15 protein-coding genes and 3 pseudogenes are annotated in these 19,925 nt (G+C 59.9%); 6 read left to right on the forward strand and 12 right to left on the reverse strand.

Features of this window, described 5'->3' with window-relative positions:
• The 4 genes from SB822_RS50540 to istA form a co-directional block, all read right to left on the reverse strand.
• On the reverse strand, positions 1–186 hold a 186-nt coding region (locus SB822_RS50540), incomplete at its 3' end, for a hypothetical protein (protein ID WP_410858307.1).
• A 436-nt stretch (positions 187–622) separates the two neighbouring features.
• Positions 623–838: a hypothetical protein gene (locus tag SB822_RS50545; protein WP_410858308.1), complete on the reverse strand. Its 216-nt coding sequence runs from the start codon at positions 836–838 to the stop codon at positions 623–625.
• Complete coding sequence (gene istB / locus SB822_RS50550) at positions 835–1,608, reverse strand: IS21-like element helper ATPase IstB (RefSeq protein WP_410858309.1); 774 nt, start codon at positions 1,606–1,608, stop codon at positions 835–837. The genes SB822_RS50545 and istB overlap by 4 nt, the downstream gene beginning before the upstream one ends.
• A complete protein-coding gene (gene istA / locus SB822_RS50555; protein ID WP_086919086.1) occupies positions 1,595–3,094 on the reverse strand; it encodes an IS21 family transposase in 1,500 nt (499 codons plus the stop codon). Before istA ends, istB begins: the two co-directional genes overlap by 14 nt.
• Positions 3,095–3,299: 205 nt before the next feature.
• Here istA and SB822_RS50560 point away from each other — a divergent pair, with 205 nt between their 5' ends.
• The 5 genes and pseudogenes from SB822_RS50560 (at position 3,300) to SB822_RS50580 (ending at position 8,184) form a co-directional block, all read left to right on the forward strand.
• Positions 3,300–3,566: a hypothetical protein gene (locus tag SB822_RS50560; RefSeq protein ID WP_086919087.1), complete on the forward strand. Its 267-nt coding sequence runs from the start codon at positions 3,300–3,302 to the stop codon at positions 3,564–3,566.
• A 758-nt stretch (positions 3,567–4,324) separates the two neighbouring features.
• Positions 4,325–4,573 (forward strand): hypothetical protein, encoded by a 249-nt coding sequence (locus SB822_RS50565; RefSeq protein WP_090838658.1) that lies wholly within the window; start codon positions 4,325–4,327, stop codon positions 4,571–4,573.
• Positions 4,574–4,898: 325 nt separating this feature from the next.
• A pseudogene (locus SB822_RS50570) lies at positions 4,899–6,277 on the forward strand (sigma 54-interacting transcriptional regulator).
• 339 nt (positions 6,278–6,616) lie between these two features.
• Positions 6,617–7,183, forward strand: coding sequence for a hypothetical protein (locus tag SB822_RS50575; protein WP_410858310.1), 567 nt, complete (start codon positions 6,617–6,619; stop codon positions 7,181–7,183).
• Positions 7,184–7,740: 557 nt separating this feature from the next.
• Positions 7,741–8,184, forward strand: a complete 444-nt coding sequence (locus tag SB822_RS50580) for a hypothetical protein (protein WP_143055817.1) — start codon at positions 7,741–7,743, stop codon at positions 8,182–8,184.
• 323 nt (positions 8,185–8,507) lie between these two features.
• Here the strand turns inward: SB822_RS50580 and galE are convergent, their stop codons facing one another.
• From galE to SB822_RS50600, 4 genes are read right to left on the reverse strand one after another with little or no spacing between them, the layout of a single operon-like run.
• Entirely contained in the window at positions 8,508–9,530 is a 1,023-nt protein-coding gene (gene galE / locus SB822_RS50585) for a UDP-glucose 4-epimerase GalE (RefSeq protein WP_090838652.1), read from the reverse strand.
• A gap of 11 nt (positions 9,531–9,541) precedes the next feature.
• Positions 9,542–10,714: a glycosyltransferase family 4 protein gene (locus SB822_RS50590; RefSeq protein ID WP_090838650.1), complete on the reverse strand. Its 1,173-nt coding sequence runs from the start codon at positions 10,712–10,714 to the stop codon at positions 9,542–9,544.
• A gap of 30 nt (positions 10,715–10,744) precedes the next feature.
• Positions 10,745–11,584 carry a glycosyltransferase gene (locus tag SB822_RS50595; RefSeq protein ID WP_090838648.1) on the reverse strand — a complete coding sequence of 280 codons (840 nt, stop codon included), beginning with the start codon at positions 11,582–11,584 and terminating at the stop codon, positions 10,745–10,747.
• Positions 11,581–12,843 (reverse strand): oligosaccharide flippase family protein, encoded by a 1,263-nt coding sequence (locus tag SB822_RS50600; RefSeq protein ID WP_410858314.1) that lies wholly within the window; start codon positions 12,841–12,843, stop codon positions 11,581–11,583. The genes SB822_RS50595 and SB822_RS50600 overlap by 4 nt, the downstream gene beginning before the upstream one ends.
• A 205-nt stretch (positions 12,844–13,048) precedes the next feature.
• On the opposite strand from SB822_RS50600, the pseudogene SB822_RS50605 reads away from it, so the two are divergent.
• Positions 13,049–13,588 (forward strand): annotated as a pseudogene (locus tag SB822_RS50605) (LrgB family protein); the annotation flags it as partial.
• Positions 13,589–15,174: 1,586 nt separating this feature from the next.
• On the opposite strand, the gene SB822_RS50610 reads toward SB822_RS50605, so the two are convergent.
• The 4 genes and pseudogenes from SB822_RS50610 to SB822_RS50625 form a co-directional block, all read right to left on the reverse strand.
• Complete coding sequence (locus SB822_RS50610; protein ID WP_090838646.1) at positions 15,175–15,981, reverse strand: hypothetical protein; 807 nt, start codon at positions 15,979–15,981, stop codon at positions 15,175–15,177.
• A gap of 57 nt (positions 15,982–16,038) precedes the next feature.
• The gene (locus SB822_RS50615; RefSeq protein ID WP_090838644.1) at positions 16,039–16,494 is read right to left on the reverse strand and encodes a hypothetical protein; all 456 of its coding nucleotides are present in this window, start codon (positions 16,492–16,494) and stop codon (positions 16,039–16,041) included.
• 63 nt (positions 16,495–16,557) lie between these two features.
• A complete protein-coding gene (locus tag SB822_RS50620) occupies positions 16,558–17,655 on the reverse strand; it encodes an integrase domain-containing protein (RefSeq protein WP_410858311.1) in 1,098 nt (365 codons plus the stop codon).
• Positions 17,656–19,260: 1,605 nt separating this feature from the next.
• Positions 19,261–19,765 (reverse strand): annotated as a pseudogene (locus SB822_RS50625) (hypothetical protein); the annotation flags it as partial.
• Positions 19,766–19,925: the final 160 nt, after the last annotated feature.

Genomic DNA, 19,925 nt, shown 5'->3' on the forward strand with positions numbered 1-19,925 from the left:
TGGCATTTCATCGACACCTCGGTACCAGGGAAAAATCCAGGTTACCGAAATCCAAACAGTTTTACCAGGAACACTTAATGCCTGTTTCGAACCGATTAACCGTAACCTGGCCGACTTTGATGAAGCGCTCGGCATGGAGGAATGGCAATGTGTAAGAAAGTACTTTTCTGGGTTGCTGAGGATCATTGATGGCTACCTGACCGACAACCAGAATCTGACAAAAAACTACACATATACTCCCGACTCGAGTACGAGCACTCCAAGGGCGTGGGCTTCTGCTGGCAAAACTCGAGGGCCTGGCTGGGGGCGGATGCTTGGGATTTTGCCTACGCGCTCCGCATTGTCTACACGGCCCCGTTCCCGTTTATCCGCCATCTCATGTGTCCAGGATGGTTCATCGCCAGAGTCGGTTCCTGGTTTTTACGCTTCGGCTTGCACAACGTGTAGCCTAATACGTTTCAGCGTGCCGTATAAGCGTGCAGGATGGTGCGGGACGATCGGCTGTTGATCGCTGTTAGCGCCGGTGTAAAAGCGACGTTAAACGACGGCGCAAGGTTGAGCGAATCACTCAAGAACAAAGGGGCCGCGCGGGCCCCGTTGTTATGTGCGTACCGTTGACTGGTCAGAACGGCGGATCATGCTCGTAGAACGGCAGCTCGCGTTGCCGACGATCCTGGCGCAGGACCTGCTGCATGTCGGACAGATAGCGCGCACAGATCACTTCACGCAGGTCGTCGAGCAGTTCGAACACAGCGAGTGCCTGTTCAGGCGTCCAGTCGTCGGGTACGACGAAGTTCAAGCCGCGGGTGCGGCCGGAAGGCAGCGGCGAGGCTTTCATGAGGACTCGCCTCCCTTTGCAGATTTGCCGGGACCGCGCTGGCGGGCGCGTTTGTCGGCCCGCTCACGCGCTTCCTTGAGGCGGTACGATTCGCCTTCGATCGGGATGACCTCGGCGTGATGCACGAGGCGATCGACGAGCGACACGACACAGGCGGCGTTGGGGAACACTTCGTGCCATTCGGCAAACGGTCGATTCGATGTAACGATGGTGCTGTTGTTCTGGTATCTCCGGCTGATCAGCTCGAACAGCAGATCGGCGTGGCGATTCGAGTACGAGAGGTAGCCGACCTCGTCGATTACCAGGACATCGGGCGCAGCATAGCGACGCAGGCGCCGGCGCAGCGTTGAATCGCTATCGAGCGCAGCGAGTTCGCCCAGCATATTGCCGGCGGTGGTGAACAGCACCGTGTGTCCATGCACGAGTGCCTGATGCGCGACGTTCTTCGCCAGTGTCGACTTGCCCACGCCGTTTGGGCCGATGAGCACGACGTTGGCGGCGTCCTTCATGAACCCGAGCGTCATCAGTTCTTCGATGGCGCCGCGATCACACCGTGACGGCCACGTCCAATCGAAGTCGCACAAAGCCTTGAAGCCACCCAGATGTGATTCCTTGATGCGCCGTTCGAGCGAACGACGGGCTCGCTCGTCTTCTTCCCACTGCACGAGCGGCGCGACCCACGGCTCCTGCGCAACCTCGGGCCAGTGGGCAAGCAGTCCGTGCAGACGCAATTCGTGCGCGCGCGTGCGCAATGATTCAGGCGAGCTCATCGGAGTCTCCAGCAAGTTGGTCATAGGTATCGAGCCGGTGAGGTTGGACCGGCGTGTCCTTCTGGCGCACGTGCGACGGCAGGCACACGGCCAGCGGTGGTGGCAACTGACGAGCTTCGCGGCGGCGCTCCAGCGCCAGGCGCACGGCGTTCGGGTGCGGCACGCCGCTTTCGAGTGCATCCCCGATCGCGGCCTGCAATTGCGCGGCGCCGTAACGATCGAGCAGGCGCAGCAGCGCTGCCGTGATGGTGCCCAGGTTCGCATTGCGTTCGGCCGCGCGGCGCAGCAGATCCTGGCTGGCAGGCGCAGCCTTGGCCAGGCGATCCATGCCGCGGTGATGACGCGCTTCCCGTTTAACGCCGACGAGCGTCTCGATGTGAACGCGCTCTTCGATTTGCGCGCCGCGATCGAAACTGCGATCGTGGCGGGCAATGATCTCGGCACCGTCCAGCACACGTACCTGCTCGAGATTGGCGCGCACTGTGAGCGTACGCCGCACGTGCGTGTGCGGGACCGAGTAGTCGTTCAGATCGAAACGTACGTAGGGCGTCTTGCCGACCTTGACGGCGAGCATTTCCTCGACGGGATACGGGTTCTCCGGTAGCGCAAGCAGCGTGGGCTGCTCCTGGGCAAACGCCTGACGCACACTGATCGCCCGATCCTCCGGGCACGGGCGATCGGCCGCCTGCGTGCGGCACCAGTGCTCGGCTTGCGCATTCAGATCGTCCAGACCGGTGAACTGCCTGGCCGCGAAGAACGCGTCGCGCACATGACGAATTGCACGCTCGACGCGCCCCTTCTCATTGCCGCGCGCGACGGCCACCGGTCTCGGTTCGAAACGATAATGCGCAGCAAAGGCGAGCAGCGTCGGGTGGAAGCGAATCGCGTCGCCCTGGCGTTCGAGTACGGCGCTCTTGAGGTTGTCGTAGAGAATGACCCTGCCGAGTCCGCCCCAGTGCCTGAAGGCGCCGATATGACCGCGCAGGAAGTTCTCCATGCGCGCATCAAGGAAGAAGCGCAGATACAGATCGCGTGAGTACGAGAGCACCATCACGAAGGCCATCAAGGGCCGGCGTGCGCGGCCAATCTGCAGGTGACCGAAGTGCCCCCAGTCACATTGCATCTGCTCGCCGGGCAAGGTACGCAGTCGCAGATACGCTTCGGCAGCCGGACGTGGCCGGTGCAGCGAGACCAGATGCCGGAAGTGCGTTGGGCCGCCCTGATAGCCGCGCTCGCGCACCATGCCGTAAAGGCGGCTGGCGGTGAGCGTCGGATACTTCTCGAGCGTCTGGCCAATGAACGGCAGGTATGGCCCGATCATCGAAGGCCGCGGCGCCGGACCGTGGCGCGGCAAACCCGCCTGCGCGAGCACCCGTTTGACGGTGCCGCGATGCACGCACAGTTGCCGCGCGATCGTGCCGCAGCGCCACTTCTCAACGTGATAGAGCCGCAGGATATGCGCTTCGAGCTCAGCGTCAATCGTCACCTTCAGAGCCTCCCCGGAATCGGTAGATGGAGTGAGGAGCTCGACGGCGCAACGGGCCCAGGCGCACGAACGGCGAACAGGCACAGCCGCAAAGGTGGCAATGCGTTGCCGCCGGCGCCGATGCCGTGACGCCACGATGAGTGACAGCGGCGCGCATCGAGTCCGCTGGCAGTAGAGCATTGGGCGCCGTCGCAGGTGAACCGTGATGCGTCACTTTATTGTGTTGCGCCCGATAGCGGCGGGCGCGCTGCGCATGGGCAAGACGCCCGCGGCGAGAGCGCTGGTAACGTTGAGCCGCTTCACGCAAGCTGGCGCGTCGGGCTGCCTGCGCACAACCGCCGGCGCAATAGATCTGGCCTCGGTCACAGCGGCGGCAAATGAATACCTGCGTGCGGCAGCGGGCGCACAGGAAGAAACGGCCCGTGGGCAGCATCCCACCGGCATTGCCTTCGGTCATCGGCGATCCCCGTAGAACGCCGAAGACAATGCGATAGACAGGGGCGCGCGAGCCGTGGAATACTGCGGCTGCACGCGCCTCTCTGTTAAGCCCCGTGGCTTTGCACTGCGACTTGTGTGGCGCGACTCCGGGGTGAACTTGGCGGTTTACCGGTGTCGCGCCAGTGGTTTCTTCGGCGCTGCGCCTTTCTACCGCAACCGCTTCTCGCCGTCATCTCCCAACGCGCTTTGCGCGTCTGCACTCGCCCTACGGGCTCCTTACGACGCACAAAGCGTCATCGATACCCCTGCTGTACGTGTTTCCCGAACACCGCCGCTCAACGAGAACAGGTCGTTCAACAACTCGACTCCGAAACGCCGTCGTTTAGTGTCGGATTTAGACCGGCGTTCACAATCGCTGACGCGCGCCCTATCGGGCGCAATTACAGGATGATCTGAGTCCATTTCCTGGCCGGAGTATTCTGGAAGGCGACGCTATAGAGGCCGGTCGTCCACCTCGCACCTCGGGAGTGAGTTTGTCACTGTCGAAAGAAAATGTGCGTTATGGTTTGCGCACCTTAAGGATCAACAAGTTTATGCCGATACAAAGGGAGTAAATGGCGCGTCCGGGTACCATTCCGTTCATATGCATGGCGAATAAGCGGCTTCCGGCGAATCACTCACCATATATGTGGATTATGTATGTAGATGTTACATACAAATTGACTCCCGAGCGGGTGCTCGGGATGCACTTGGTGCCGTGGCGGCGGTCGTCGGCTTCTATCGGAGCAAACGATGGAAGACAAATGGGCTGATTATCTGATCTATGAAGTCGTTTCGATTCAACGAAAACGCGCATCCTTTCGCTTCAGGCTCGCGATAGACAACGGTCATGCAGTCGATGAACGCGGTGAATATTTGCGCGACGACGTGGTGTCTGCGATCAAGAACGGCCCGACATTCGTGACGGTGTTTCAGAACCCGGCAAACGGCGACTGGACGCGGGGAGATCGCGTTTTCCTGGCCAGGGGCAATGACATCTAATACGTCAAGGCCGGTGAAAGTGCAAGCCAGACCGACGATCTCGGGATGATCCCGGAGTTCTGACTTCACGGGTCTGAAGACGAACCTTAGGATCGTCCTCCGCCCGGAAGATGTATTGAATGCGCAATGGGAATCCGCTTAAGAGCGCCTGAATCCGCAGCCTGCTTTCCTGTGATCGATTCGGTTCGTCCAGCGGCTCGCGCGAATTGTATCTCGGGGGTATGAAAGGTGGGGTGGCTATTTCCCCAATCAGATGAAACAGGAATTCTGTATATGCGGCTTTCTCTAGAGCGGGAGAAAACAGGCATGCGTTGAGGGCCCGAAAATGAACTCGCGGCGATTGATATATTTGTCGGCAAAACCTGACGCCGATCTAAGTGGATTTTTTGAGCAGCGCGGCTGGGATGTAAGACCGGTCCGGCCGGGTAAGGACGTGAGAAAAGCAATAGAAGGCGCGCAGGCGTCGGGTGGCCTGCTCGATCTGGCGTCTGGATTGCCGTCGTGCGATTTTGAATCGCTGGAATCGTGCATAGCCATGCCGAATATCGGTTGGGTCGCGATTGTTTCATCGGGTCAGCTACCGATGCCACGCTACGCCATCTGGTGCGCGATTACTGTTCGGATTACGTGACGACTCCGCTTGTTCCGGAGAGGGTCATGAGAGCGGTTGGACATGCACACGGAATGGCAGCGCTATCGTCTGAACCACGCGAGGATTTCGCTCATCAGGAAGTTGAAGGCGAGATGATAGGGGCGTGCGAAGCGATGCAAACCTTGTTTCGATCTATCAAACGAATGGGTTCGACAGACGCTCCTGTTTTCATTGCAGGAGAGTCAGGGACTGGAAAAGAATTGACAGCGGTGGCGATTCATCGGCGCTCTGCCCGCCGTGAAGCTCCTTTTGTTGCTATCAATTGCGGTGCTATATCCCGCGATCTTGTGCAATCTGAGTTGTTTGGTTACGAGCGCGGTGCGTTTACTGGCGCGACTCAACGTAAAATAGGCCGCGTCGAGGCCGCTAATCACGGGACATTATTTCTTGATGAGATCGGCGACCTCCCGGGAGACAGTCAGGCGAGCCTTTTGCGGTTTTTGCAGGAACGCAAGATCGAGCGCCTCGGAGGGTTTGAGGCAGTGGATGTTGACGTACGGATTATTTCTGCAACACATGTTAATCTTGAAGCGGCCATATCCGATGGAAGGTTTCGCGAAGACCTCTATCATCGCCTTTGCGTATTGCGCATCGTCGAACCTCCGCTCCGCGAGCGAGGTAGCGATATTGAACTGCTTGCGTATCATCAGCTCGCCCAATTCCGTAGGGTCGCGGGCCGACGGATACAGGGTTTTGCGCCGGATGCCCTTGACGCAATGTTCAAGCATACCTGGCCCGGAAATGTCCGTGAGCTGGGGAATCGTATCCGACGCGCAGTAGTGATGGCCGACGGGCGGCTGATTAGCGCAAAGGACCTTGAGCTAGATTACCTTTTGGGTCAAACGCTGCCGTCTTTGAGTTCGGTCAGAGAGCGCGCCGAGCGAGAGGCAATTGAGCGTGCATTGCTTCGACATCGCGGGCGATATGGGGAGGCCGCGCATGAGTTAGGCATCTCCAGAGTCACACTTTACCGTCTCATGGAAGCTTATCGAATGCGTGAGGCTGACAGCGTCGGGGTTAAACCTCGTAAGCGTCGCAACGCGGACGGGTGATGTGACTGCACTTTTGATCGAGCGTCAACACGCCGGAGAAAAACCGGTATCGGCCTGCCAGTCACGAGGGTGACGATCGCGTGACCGACAGGTTGTCGGGCGCTCTTCGATCGCAGCCGGCAGAGTGCCCGCGCGATGTTTTGGTCCCTTGCTGTTGAGTACCCGAATCCCGCGTTCCGACCGCGCGAGACTGACTCAGAGTATGTCTCCATGGGTGTTGGCCTAAAGAATCCCGCAAAAGCATCCGAAAAGCACGTTGTGGGGTTGCGCCGATCGGGATTGTCATGGTCTTTTGATCTATAAGACAACTGCTACCAACGGCTTGAAAAGGGGGCTATCGTGCAAACGACTATTGAATACCTCGACGCGGTCAAGGTCGAACTTGGATTGCAATCTGACTATGCAGCATCGAAGGCCCTCGGAGTCACCCGAGGTACGATCAGCCGATACCGGCTTGGTACAAGCGTATTCGATGACGACCTCTGTTTTGCTGTCGCCATGATCCTGGACCTCAACCCATTCGAAGTTTTGATCGATGCGCACGTGGAACGAGCCAAAGACGCCAGGACAAAGGCCAAATGGCTTCGATACTGGAAGGATTTCTCTACGAGATTTACCGTAGAGCGGGTTTCTCGCGATGAGAAGGCGAGCGCTTCGCAGACGGAGGGGCGACGAAAGGACCGCCCGCTTAGCCGCGTGGACCAATATGCTACATGCGATCAGGATTGCGAATTCGTGCTCAGCACCGCGATTGACCTGCTGCAACAGGTCAGAAACACCCTGAACACCGACGAGCCGCCATCGCACGAACAAAAACCTCGACGTCGAAAACGCAGTGACTGGCGTGCGTTGGATGAGGCTCGGCAAGTCGGTTACGACAATTCGACGCAGGACTCGGGAGGTTGAATTGCTCGTGTGACATCGTTCGCCGGCATAGGGCAAGGGCGGTGGCACCCATATCGTCTATTAGAGGTGCGCTATGTATTTTCCGTAAATTTGATTGTCAATTTTCGCAAAACACTTAATTTAGTCGGACGTCCCGTCATTCATCACCCCGACCAGTACAAAGACTGACGACGCCATCGGAGTCACGGCGTCAGGTGAGCCGATCGCATGAAGCGATCTTGGGACGTCTGCCGAATAGGTGGGCATGCCACTACAAGGGGCAGATTGCTTGTAGGCGCGAATTTCGGCCCACCTCGCTTCCTCGCTTGAAAAGATTGACAGTGCGATAGGCCGGGCTCCTCGCACGAAGCGGGCCCATCCTGCGTATGGCAATCGCCGCATCCAGCCGGCTTCCAATACTGCGGATTCTCGTCACGCTTCTCCAGGATTGAACGTGCGCTTCCACACATCCAGCAGGTTGTGCGGTTTCTCGCTCATGCTACGATCCCTCTCAATTCGTGGGGCGCGACTGGCTCGGTCTGTTCGGTGCCGGGCATCCGGACGGAGGCGTCTACACAATGAATCGACTTGTTGGTTCTCTCGTGATCGCCTTAGGCATTGGGCTTATCCCCAGCGGATTAGCCGCGTGGTTGCCGTTTGGAAATGAAGTGACCGTCTACATGCTGTCTTGCGATGGGAAGGCGGTCAGCGGCGTTTGCCCCGGCAACGAAAAGACCGATACCCCAATGACTTATAAGGTTCTGGTTGATCAGCATTCAGTGTCGTACTGGAGGGCGGACGACCCGGGTGAACAGCAGCGCTTTCCATTCTGCACCGTCAGCGATACGAAAAGCTGGTGGTGCCAGTGGGAAGGCGACGAAATTCCGAAATCGAGGTTCGGGATGGTGGCAGGAAAATATGTAGAGATCGCCACCTGTATGTCCGTCACAACCACCCAGCTTTATTATCAGGTGCCCATGTGGCGCTGGTGGCTCGTCTGGTTGCACGAGAGGCTCGCCTGAGCGGAACATGATCGCCATATCGTTGGCCTTGCGATCAGATCACTCGCTCCCGGTTTTCAACGGGTAAAGCTATTCAACCCCTCTAGCATTCGGGGCGCTTGCAAAGCTCCGGCACATCCGGTTGGTACCCGGTGATGCGCTATGCACGCGGGCCGGGGAAACTCCCGGTCCCGCATCGCCGAACGTTCGTCGCGGATGTCATTTCTCGCGGGTAACTGCTTATCCCACACGGGGCGCCGCAGAGACAGTCAAGAGCCGTCAGCGGTCAGCCATCAGCCAGCAGGATGCAGGCACGACCCCGCATCCCACTGCGCCTGATGACATCATTCGAATCCGCGCGGATTCTGCGCCTGCCAGCGCCAGTGATCGGTGCACATGCGCTCGATGCCGTATTGTGCTTTCCAGCCGATCACGTCCGATGCCTTGGCCGGGTTCGCGAAGCACTGCGCGACGTCGCCGGGGCGGCGTGCAACGATCTCGTACGGCACCGGTTTGCCCGACGCCTTCTCGAACGCCTTCACGACGTCAAGCACGCTATAGCCCTGGCCTGTGCCGAGATTGACGACGAAGCTCGCGTCGTGCTTGACGAGCGCATCGAGTGCCGCGATATGTCCGCGCGCCAGATCGACGACATGAATGTAGTCGCGCACGCCCGTACCGTCCGGCGTAGCGTAATCGCCGCCGAACACGCGCAGCCTGTCGAGCTTGCCGACGGCGACCTGCGCGACATACGGCATCAGGTTGTTCGGCACGCCGCCCGGGTCTTCGCCGATCAGGCCGCTTTCATGTGCGCCCACCGGGTTGAAGTAGCGCAGCGTCGCGATGCGCCACGACGGATCGGAGATCTCCAGGTCGCGCAGGATCTGCTCGGCGATCAGCTTGCTCTGGCCATACGGATTCGTTGCCGAGAGCGGGAACGATTCGTCGATCGGCGAGCTTTTCGGCACGCCATACACGGTCGCCGACGAACTGAACACGAACTGCTTCACGTTGCGCGCGCGCATCACGTCGAGCAGCACGAGCAGGCCGTCCATGTTGTTCCGGTAGTATTCGAGCGGCTTCGCGACCGATTCGCCCACTGCCTTTAGCGCGGCGAAGTGAATCGCACCCGTGATGGGGTGTTTGTCGAAGATCGCGTTGAGGACCGCTTCGTCGCGCACGTCCGCTTCGTAAAACGCGACCTTCCTGCCAGTAATCTGCTCGACGCGCACGATCGATTCGCGCTTGCTGTTCACGAGGTTGTCGATTACGACCACGTCGTAATCGCTGTTGAGCAGTTCCACGCACGTGTGCGAACCGATAAAGCCTGCACCGCCCGTTACCAGAATCGTGCCCTTCGTGGTCATGCTGAGCTCCCTTAGAGTGATATGCCCGTCAACTGCTGAATCAGGGTTTTATACCGTTCGACGACACCGCGTTCGTCAAACTCCTGCGCGACTTTCGCACGGCCGCGCTCGCCCATCGCGCGCCGCTCGTCATCGCTCATGTCGAGCATCTGCGCGAGCTTCGCCGCGAGGCTGTCCACATTACGGGCCTCGCATAACACGCCGTTGACACCGTCCGCGACGACTTCGCGGCAGCCCGGCACGTTGGTCGCGACGATCGGCCGTCCGATCGCCGATGCTTCCATCAGCGTGCGCGGCACGCCTTCGCGATACGAAGGCAGCACGACGCAATCGGCAGCGGCGATCAGCGGACGCACGTCATGTGCCTCACCCAGATAGTCGATCACGCCTTCGCGCACCCATGCATCGACTTCGGCCTGCGAAATCGCGCTCGGATTGTCGACGCCGACGGGGCCGAGCAACTGAAAACGCGCATATGGATACTTCGCGCGCAACCGCCTTGCGGCTTCGACGTATTCGCCCACGCCTTTATCCCACAACAGGCGGCCGATTAATACAAAAGAAAATGTCCTCTGATTATTTTCATCCCCATTTTTACGATCCGGCAAAGGCATGAAAGCAAACTGCTCGAGATCCACGCCCTCGCCACGGAGGAGCCGCGCGCGTTCAGGATGCGCAAGCAGGTTCTGCCCGCGAAAGGCGGCTTCGTCGTCCTGATTCAGAAACCATATTTCGCGCGGAAAACGGAATGCAAAGCGATACAAAAGTTTGGCAATCTGCGCGGTGCCGCTCTTCTGGATAAAAACATAGCCGAGGCCCGTCGTGACCGCAACCGAATCGACGCCCGCCAGTTTCGCCGCAATCGAGCCATAGATATTCGGCTTGATCGTGTAATGAAACACGATCTGCGGACGGATCGTGCGGTACAGCCGGTAAAGCACCCACATCGTGCGCAGATCGTCGCGCGGATTCGTGCCTTTCGATGCGACATGCAGCTCGATGCAGCGGCAGCCCATCTGTTCGAGCAGCGCCGAGGTGCGGTCGCGCGGTGCGATGACCGTCACGTCGACGCCGCGTGCGACGAGTGCCCGTATCAGCCCTTGCCGGTATGTGTAGATCGCGAACGCGGTGTTGCAGACGAGCGCGACGCGTAGCGCGGTGGGAGCTTCGATGGGTTGCTTCATGCTGGCGATAGGGGTGGGATTGAGCACGTGTCAATGGCTCGCGCGCGGCGCGTAGAGCCGCTTCTTCATGCGCTGAAGCGTCTGGTAAGGGGTGACGAAGTGCAACAGGTTCTTCGCGAGGCCGAGCCAGTCGCAAACGTTCAGCACGTTAAAATAGTGCGTCTGCAAACGCAGCGTGGACGCGATCTGGCGGCGCCGCTTCGTCGCGCTGATGCCGCCTTCGTTCAGTTCATAGTACAGGCCAAGTTCGGGCAGGTTCGCGCAGTCGTAACGCGCCATCATGCGCAGGAACAGATCGAGGTCTTCGGCTGCCTTGTACGCTTCGCGGTAGTTGCCGACGGCGAGCACGGCGTCGATGCGCAGCATCATCGAAGGATGGACGAAGCACGCGCGCATGAAGCGCTCGCGGCGAATCGCCCCTGGTTCGCTGGGCGGCGTCAGCATGAAGAGCGGCTGGCCGTCGCGCGAGACCACTTGTGTCCACATGCCCAGACCCGCGATGTGCGGATGCGCTTCGAGATGCGCGCGTTGCTTCGCAAGACGATGCGGCACGGTAAGGTCGCCCGCGTCGATGCGCGCGGCGTAGCGAAAGCCGCGCGCCGCGAGCGCTTCGATACCCGTTTGCAACGCGCGTTCGATGCCGCCGTTTTTCGGCATGCGCAGCACTTCGACCGACATGTTCGGCAGCGCGGGCGCGACGATGGGCGGCGTGCTGCCGTCGTCGACGATCAGCACGTGGATGCGCGCGTCCTCGCTGAACGAAGCCAGTGTGCGCTCGACGTCGGCCTGGCCGTTGTACGCGGGCATCAGCACGGCGACATCGTCGAGCGATGCGGCGGCCGCGGGCGGCGTGAATGATGAAGACGTCATGGACGCAGCTTGTAACGGATGTAATAAAAATTGACGGACGCCGCGGCCAGATAGCCGGACGCCAGTCCGATCAACGCGCCATAGGCGCCGAAGCGCGGAATCGCCAGCAGATTGACGACGCACGCGACCGCGAGCGCCAGCAGCCACTTCGACAGCAACACGAACTTCGCCTGATATTTGAGGACGGCCAGGTTGCCGATCGCCTCAATGCCGGCGGGCACGGACAGCCACACGGCCCAGCGGAAGATATCGATGGCCTCTTCGAAATCCGGTCCGAACACGCGGCGAATAATGAAGCCCGCGAGCAGGTCGAGCACGAACGCGCCTGCGATCATCAGGACTGCCGTCATCGCCGTGAGCCGCCACATGTTGCGGCGCAGTTGCGTGGCGTCCTGCACACGGTAGACGAAGGCGGGTGCAAGCGTTTGCGCCAGCATCAGCGCGAGCGTGATCCAGTTTTCGTTCAGCTGTTGCGCGGCCGAATAGCGGCCGAGGTCGGCGAACGAAATGGCGCGCTCCAGCATCAGCCGGTCGAGCTTCAGGAACAGGTACATGCAGATCAGGCCGAGCCAGAACACCGTGCCCGCCCTCCCGAAGTGGCGAAAGAGCGCGGGGTCGATGCTCCAGCTGAGCGTGCCGCCGTGGCGCCGCATGTAATACGCGACCAGCACCGCGCCGATCACGGCCGATTCCAGCGCCCACAGCCAGCCGAAGCGCGACGGCGCAGCGGCTGCGCGCACCAGCAGCCAGACGAGCATGGCCTTGGCGATTGCCGTCGTCATGCTGGTGAGCAACTGCGGCTTGCTGTAGGTCATGCTTTGCAGCCACGAATTGATCACGCCGACGAACGGCTCGCGAAACAGCATCGTGACGGCCAGCCCGGCGAGCATCGCGCCGACGAGGGGATCGGTGAAGCCCGCCGCAATGCCTGCCCAGGTCAGCAACAGCGCGACAGCCGACACCGCGAGCCGTAACGCGAACGCGCTGCCGAGGACGGTGCCGAGTTGTTCAGCCGGACGATGCACGATGGTCGGCACGAGAATCTCCGCGCCGCACACCCATGTGATCGGCGACAGGACGAGCAAAAGCGTATTGGCGTATTGCCATTTGCCGAACACGTCCGGACCGAAGTAGCGCGCCAGCACGCCGCTGATCGCGATCGCCACGCCGATCTGCGTGAGGCGCTCCAGGCCAAGCCACACAAGGTTTGCGACAGCACGCGTGACGTCGGGATTCGTAAAACGCTTAAGCGCCAGTATCCGCATGGTGTCCGTTTGCAGTTTGCGGGCACGAAGGGCGCATATTGTCGGTAAACTGGCGTGCCCGGCCGAGGGTTTGATGCGGCAACTTTGTAAGCGCGGGGCGTCTAGGCATTCGAATGGCGCCAGTAAAGCGTCGCTGAAAAGCGCAATTATAAGTTGAATCCGGACCGCTTCCCGCAAGGCACGGCGCGTTGACGGCACCGTGTCGATCAAATTTTGGTTCTGCCTTCCCTCCTCGCCGCTGCTCGGCATCACTGTCACGGTCATCGCCTATCTGGTCGCGCTGAGCATGTATGCGCGCGCGGAGCACAATCCGATTGCCAACTTGGTGCTGATCGCGGTGACAATCGTCTTTGCCGCGCTGAAGATCACGAGGACGCCGTATCGCACCTATTCTGATGGCGCGCGGTTCGTCCAGGTCCTGCTCGGGCCAGCAACGGTTGCGCTTCCGATGCGGCTGTGGCGGTAGTGGGACAAGTTCAAGGGCGGCACGCTATCGCTCCTCTGCGGTCTAGTGGCCGGCTCGCTCGCTGCGATCGTCTCGGCGGGGGACATTGCCAAGCTCTTCGGAGCTTCGCATCAAACGCTTGCGTCGCTTGCGCCGAAGTCGGTCACGACGCTCATCGCGGTGGTCGTCGCCGAGCAGGCGGGCGGCATTCCCTCGCTCACCGCCGTGCTCGTGATTTCAACGGGCGTGTTTGGCGCCGTGACGGCGCGCTGGGTCTTGAACATCGTGCGCTTGACGAGGTTGCGCGGCGCGCGGGCGCGGTGAGTCCATGACGCACGAAAGGACCTGGCGAGCGGCAACGCATCATCCGCGAACAGGACGGTTGCTGTGCCGTCACCGCGATTGGGGAGAGGAGGCAAAGCATCGCGCTTCAATGCGATGCCGGTTCCCGACGCGTACTTTGTCTCTCAATTCGACGGCGGTGGGCCACAGGCGATCGTCCATGCCTAGTCCGTCTTGCCTGGGCATCACGTCGCAGTCTTCTGAGTGAACCTCCATGGGCGCCCTGACGATCTCCACCGGCGCGACTTGACTTTGCGATTTCGAGTGGAGACTGGTTTGGCGAACGTCCTCCGGAAAGAGGCGATCGCTGAACTCATTAACCAGGAGAGTTGAGATGACGAGTGATGAAGCACCCACGTGCCAGCGTGACCAGTGTCCCCTGTGTGCCGCATGCCAACGCAGTGTTGAAACGCTTGCGCACGGAGCACGCGGACAGCAATGTGCCCGGAAACACACGATTGCCGGATCCATAAAAGAGCAAGGGCTCGGGCGAGCGGCGCGTTGCTCCAATTGCCGCATCTGCGTGGTGGGAGGCGCCGAAGGACGGGACACCTGGATCGCCTCCTATGTCCGTACGAAATTCAGAACGATTGCGGGCGAGGCCTTCCCAATCTCCCGCCACACCGCTGACTGTTTAGCCAACGCACTGCAGGATCGTTTTCTCTCGGATACGGATGCCGTATTGAAACGAATCCTTGATCTTGCTGCGCTTCGGTATCTGCGTGACGGCTCAAGTACCGTTACGCTGGAGGACGTTGGGGTTGCCTTGCGCTCTCTCGCGTCCTCGCACCGATGACAAAGGTGTCATGCTGCGGCCGGTACTGGCGAGAAATGCCGGTTGGTACGCCCTGAGAGGCTGGCCGGGCTGTGGTCTGGATCCGGCCCGGCGCACAGGGGATCAACCTTGAATTCGCGACTGAAGCGGTGGCACATCGACGCTTTGTTGACCTAGATAGGTATGCTAATGAATGGTAGTCGCAACCCGCCACAACATGATCGCCATGACTTTCGCCGAAAAGGTCGTCGATTTTCCCTCGCTCACCGTCGTGCTCGTAAGCTCGGCGGCTCGTTTGGCGCTGTGATCGTTCGCTGGATTGTTGATGCAGTGTGCGTTCGTTTGACGCAGCCCAGCGCTTGCGATCGGCGCGGCGTCGGCGCCGCGAGCGTTTCGGGTGAGTGAGGAATTTGGCACTTTCGCGGGGTCAAGGACAAGTCCGAAGTGTGCTTGTCCCCGATGCGCAGTCGGAGAACCCGAACCGGAACGGTACCGCGAGCCATGTGGTGGATGGAACAACTAATAACTGTATGCCCATACAGCATCATGCCGCAGCCGCAAGTCAAGCCGGTTTGAAATCGTGCTTCGCACGACGCGCTCTACCTCCCCGGCATGAATATCGAGGCTTCACGCGCATCCCGGTGAAAAAGTGGCGCCGCCGGCGACTAAAGGCCAATTAACGGCGCGGATCAACGGACCTCGAGTGGATGTGGGCCGTTGATCCGCCTTGCAGCTTCGTTACCCGGAGGCGTATTAAAAGCCCTTAATCGAGTGCCTCTGTCCTCGCGCGCTTACGGTTCGCAGTTGGCGCGCATTCGGCACGCCACTCGTCCTGGGAAATGCACGGTAGTCCGAGTGTGTCGGCGACGCGTTTGAACGCATCAGCAGTGCCCAGCAGATCGCGCTGGGCGATTACCTTATGAGCGAGCGCATGCATGATCTTTTCAGGCGCACCATTGACCCGCGCCGAGGTCAACTCCGTTTCGAAATCGACCGCGCGGTTCAAGACAGCGGCGATCGGCATCTTGAATTGTTGCGCCTTCGCGAAAGATGTTGACACCGGGAGCACAGCCTCGGGCGTTACCGTGATTTGGGCTTCACGGGCATATTCAAGGACTGGCGGGTAGACGTCGTCAAGCCGGGTGTCTGCCGGAACGTCGGTAGCGAGAATCCGGATACAGGCCGGAACCACGCCCGCCGCGCAAATCGAGGTAAGCGTTTCTACGGCAGCCTGCTGTGACGCGGTATCGGGGGACACCGAGACAATGATCGTTTTCAGTTCGGTAAGAACGTGACGCCTCAACTGGATAAACGCGATCATGGCGTTCCGATGCTCAGTCGGGACGTCGATGATGCCTCCGCGCGGGGAAGTCATCATGGTGCAGTAATGATCCTGAAGCGCATTTTCGCTTTCTGTCAGACGTGTGTTGTTGTTCACGTGCTCACCGTGTCCATCGAGCGGGCCCGGTTTCAGGAGCAAACCTCCCGTCTGTGCGTGAAGGATTTGCGCCGCCGATGCTTGCGCTGCGCTGTTCGAGCTTTGAAAGTGAGCCACAATCAGATGAGTCATTATCGTTCCTGCAAGGGTGGTTAGTGGAGGTATCGAATGTGTTAAGCGCGTTGCTTCTTACGTGACGGAGTCTTCGATGCGAGCTGGATCGCTGGCGCACGCTTCGTGCTTGGTCCGGCGTCTGCGACTTCGGGCGAGTTGCGAGTACTCGAGCGGTTGGTACGTCCGAGAGCGGAATGCATCCCATTGGCGATTCTGGACGGGGCGACGAATGCGCGGGATCACAATGGAGCGCAAGATCTTGGCGTTGTAGCCCGCGTGCAGGCACACGAGAAGGACGGCGCTCAGGGCGATCAGGGCGTCATCGACGTGCCAATCCCGGTAGTCGAGAGACGTCGCGTACGCGCGAAGCGATTCCTCCGGAATGTCAGGGATGGAAGATGGCATCGTGCCGCGCGATTGCAAAAAAGCTTCGAACTGGAGCCATAACGGCAGCAGTGTCTGGGCTGCTTTGTCGCTGCTGTACCGGGATAGCGCAATGCGAGCTTCCTCTGAGAGTCTGGATTCCAACACTTCTTGTTTACCTCCTATAGACAGATGGATCGTGGTGGGTGGTTAGTCGATTTGTAATGCTAATTATTGAAAATTGCGTTCACGCTGAAACCTCGCGTGATTCGTCTGGGCGCGGCGTCCGCGCGCCGGCCGTCGACGCCTATGTTCGGCACCATTGCCTAGCTGCGCCCGGTCGCCCGCGCTGGCCATTGCAGGCATTGAGCGGTTTCTTTTGGTCGTTTTCTCCAATGGTACGAAGTCGCTGGGTAACTGCATCTTTTCGGGAAACCGGTGCCGGATCTGCCAGCAGTAAACTTCGAGAATCATCTTCACGCGTGACGGACCGTGCCCAAGGCGGTCCGATAGCTGGGTCAGTACCTCAACGGGTGGCATCCCCCGATCGAGTGCGGCATTGCCAAAATCGACTGCATAGGTAAATCTCAGGCTGTGACTTCCGAGCTCTTTGCGCATCGGCAATTGGTCAAAGCGGGACTTCAGGCGGGCCTTTGCACTTTTGAGGTCATCGTTGCAGCCGGTGATAAGTTCAAAGTCGCGACTGCGGCAGAACGCCAGCGCTGCGTTGATCGCGTCGAGCGTTTCCTCGACGTGATCCTCAAGCACCTCGGTACGACGCGGACGCCCGTTCTTGGCGCCGCGTTCGATGGGCAGACGTCGATTTCCCTGCAGGATCAGTTCTCGCCAGGTTTCCAGCGACTTGCCGCACATGAGTGCTTCGCGCATGCGAAGTCCCAGCCAACGCATCAGGCGAATCACGTGCACGACACCGTCATCGAGCTTTTGTGCCGCGGCGAGCAGTTCGCTGAACTCCTGCGGCGTGCGAGCACGGTGCTTGCCATGCCGATCCCGTCGCTCAAGCTGGAGAGCCCGGCTGCGGGTTGAGTGGGACATATCCTGTCCGGCCGTATCCTGTATCACGGAGAGCGACGCCCGATAGTTTGCGAGCGTGCCAGGCTTCATCGCCCCCGCAACCAGGAACCAGACAAAAAACTCGAGCATCCAGTCTTCCGCTTCGTTGACTGCTTCCAGCGTGTGACCAATCCGGGCCGCGAAACGCGAAAACTCGCTCCAGTGCAAGCGACGGTGTTTCTGCGAATCTTTGCTTCCGCCGGCTTCGCGGCTCATCTGTGCGGCATGGTTCACGCCTTTTGATCTTCGACCCATGGAACTCCTTTCCTGTGGCTGGTTGTTAGGTTGTTCCGCCTGTACCTGACCTCACGCGCGGGCGGGGACGCGAATGAGGGCACCCTGTTGCCATCGGTTGCGATGGCGACGTGTCTAAAGAGACACGTGAGTGAAACGAGCAGGTTCAACGAGGGCGCGACGTTGATCTGCTGGCATGCGGGAGTGCAAAGAGATGGGCAGAGGCGGTTTAGCTGATGGTCCCCGGATGGCACCGGTGGAAAGGTCTGCGCGCTGGAAGAGAGAGCCCGGGGCGGGTTGAACACCGCGCGTCGCATGGCGGCGCATTCGATGTTCAACCGCATTCGCGTGCATGCAGCACGTGGGCAATGACGGCTCGCTTGAGGGCGAGCACGAGGTGGGCGGATTCTCGGGTGAGCACGTCACGCCGAGATCGCGCTTGATGGTGTGTGAAAGGATTGATGTGCGCTAGAGCGGCGGCGCAGACCGAAACGGTCGATGAGGTCGACCGTTTCAAGACGCAAAAGAAGCCCGCAAGCGGAGGCATGTGGATGATCCCGGTCGCACCGGGAAGCAACTCACGCCTTCGGATAGGCCCCTTCGCACTTGGAGAAGTAACGTGTGCTGCTCTCGCGCGCGAAAACGTGCATTCCGCGCGAAAAGCAGCACGACCCTTCGGGGAGAGCTTGGCTCCCGCAACGGGTAAGAAACGACGGGCGACTGGTTAATCGCCTATAAACATCAGTCCGCTGGCCAATAGTCCGGCCCGAAGCATGGAAAGCCTTCTTTTAAGTAACCCATATCCGTTGCCCGCGTCTTGCGATACGAGGTTTTCAATGGATTTTCAGCGCCGTCCGCGTGTAGCCAGTCGGTGCCGGCGTAAGGACTTAAGAAGAGTGGGTAATGGCACGCTCGCTCGGCCCCAGGTTTGTCGAACCAAGAGGCGTGAACAATACGAAGCGAGCTGGAAACGCGTGCAGTCACATGCACGCGATGTCCCGTCCGGTCGGCGAAGAAAAAGCTGCTGATCGGGCGGACTCCACGGGGGAGCATCACATTCTTTGGTCTAACCTAGGAAGGCTAGATCAGCATCCCACATAATTTTGGGCAAAAACACCCCCAAACCCCCAAGGAGGGGCTGGATAGGTCGATGCTCGTGACGTGAGCGAACGGTGTGCAGATTAAATATCGATCGCATGGAGGACGTCAAGCGCTTTGTTCGCGCCGTGTGACCGTCCTGCAAGCGATTTCCCAGTCGCTATTCAGCGGTGCGCGCAGAGATGCCCATTCCGGTTGAGCGATCCCCACGGAAGCAAGCACGGCAAGAATGAGGTCTTGAAGAGAACCGGGCAAGAGTGAATGCCGACTGCCTTGCGCAGCATTTCACTTTTTTGGGCGAAAGCGCCCCCAAATCCCCCAAGAAGGGGTTGGATAGGTCGATGCTCCTGACGTGAGCGAATAGTGCGCTGGCTAAATGTCAATCGCATGGGGCCTGAGATGTGCCTCGCGTACAGCCAGGGCGTGTTCACGCGCACGGCAGATGCGCCGCGCGGCTCTATGCTCACGCCCCCGCGCGAACAACGCGCGCTTCATCTGCTGCAACGCCCCATGGGGCGTCACAAAATGCAGTAAGTTTTCCGCGGTCGCCGTCGTCATGCTCATGAGCAATTGCGGCTTGCTGTAGGTCATGCTCTGCAGCCACGCGTTGATCACGCCGACAAGCGGCTCGCGAAACAGCATCGTGACGGCAAACCCGGCGAGCATCGGGCCGACGAGGGGATCGGTGACACCCGCGGCAATTCCCGCCCACGTCAGCGGCAGCGCGACAGCCGATACCGAAAGCCGCAACGCGAACGCGCTGCCGAACACGGTGCCGAGCTGGTCGGGTTGACGATGCACGATGGTTGGCACGAGAATCTCCGCGCCGCAGACCCATGTAATCGGCGGCAGGACGAGCAAAAGCGTATTGGCGTATTGCCACTTGCCGAACAGGTCGGACGAAGTAGCGCGCCAGCACGCCGCTGATCGCGATCGCGAGGCCGATCTGCGTGAACCGCTCGAGGGCAAGCCTGACCAGGATTGCGACAGCGAGCGTGACGTCGGGATTCGTAAAACGCTTAAGCGCCGGCATCCGCATGGCGACCGTTTGCTGTCTGCGGGCACGGGAGGTGCACACGTAGTCTGCAAATTGGCATGCCCAGCCGAACGAACAATGCGGCAACTTTGTGAGACTGGGGCATCTAAGCATTAGAATGATGCCAGTAAGGCGACGCTGAAAAGCGCAATTATAA

This window comes from Paraburkholderia sp. SIMBA_054, from assembly GCF_046534875.1.
Lineage (GTDB): Bacteria > Pseudomonadota > Gammaproteobacteria > Burkholderiales > Burkholderiaceae > Paraburkholderia > Paraburkholderia hospita.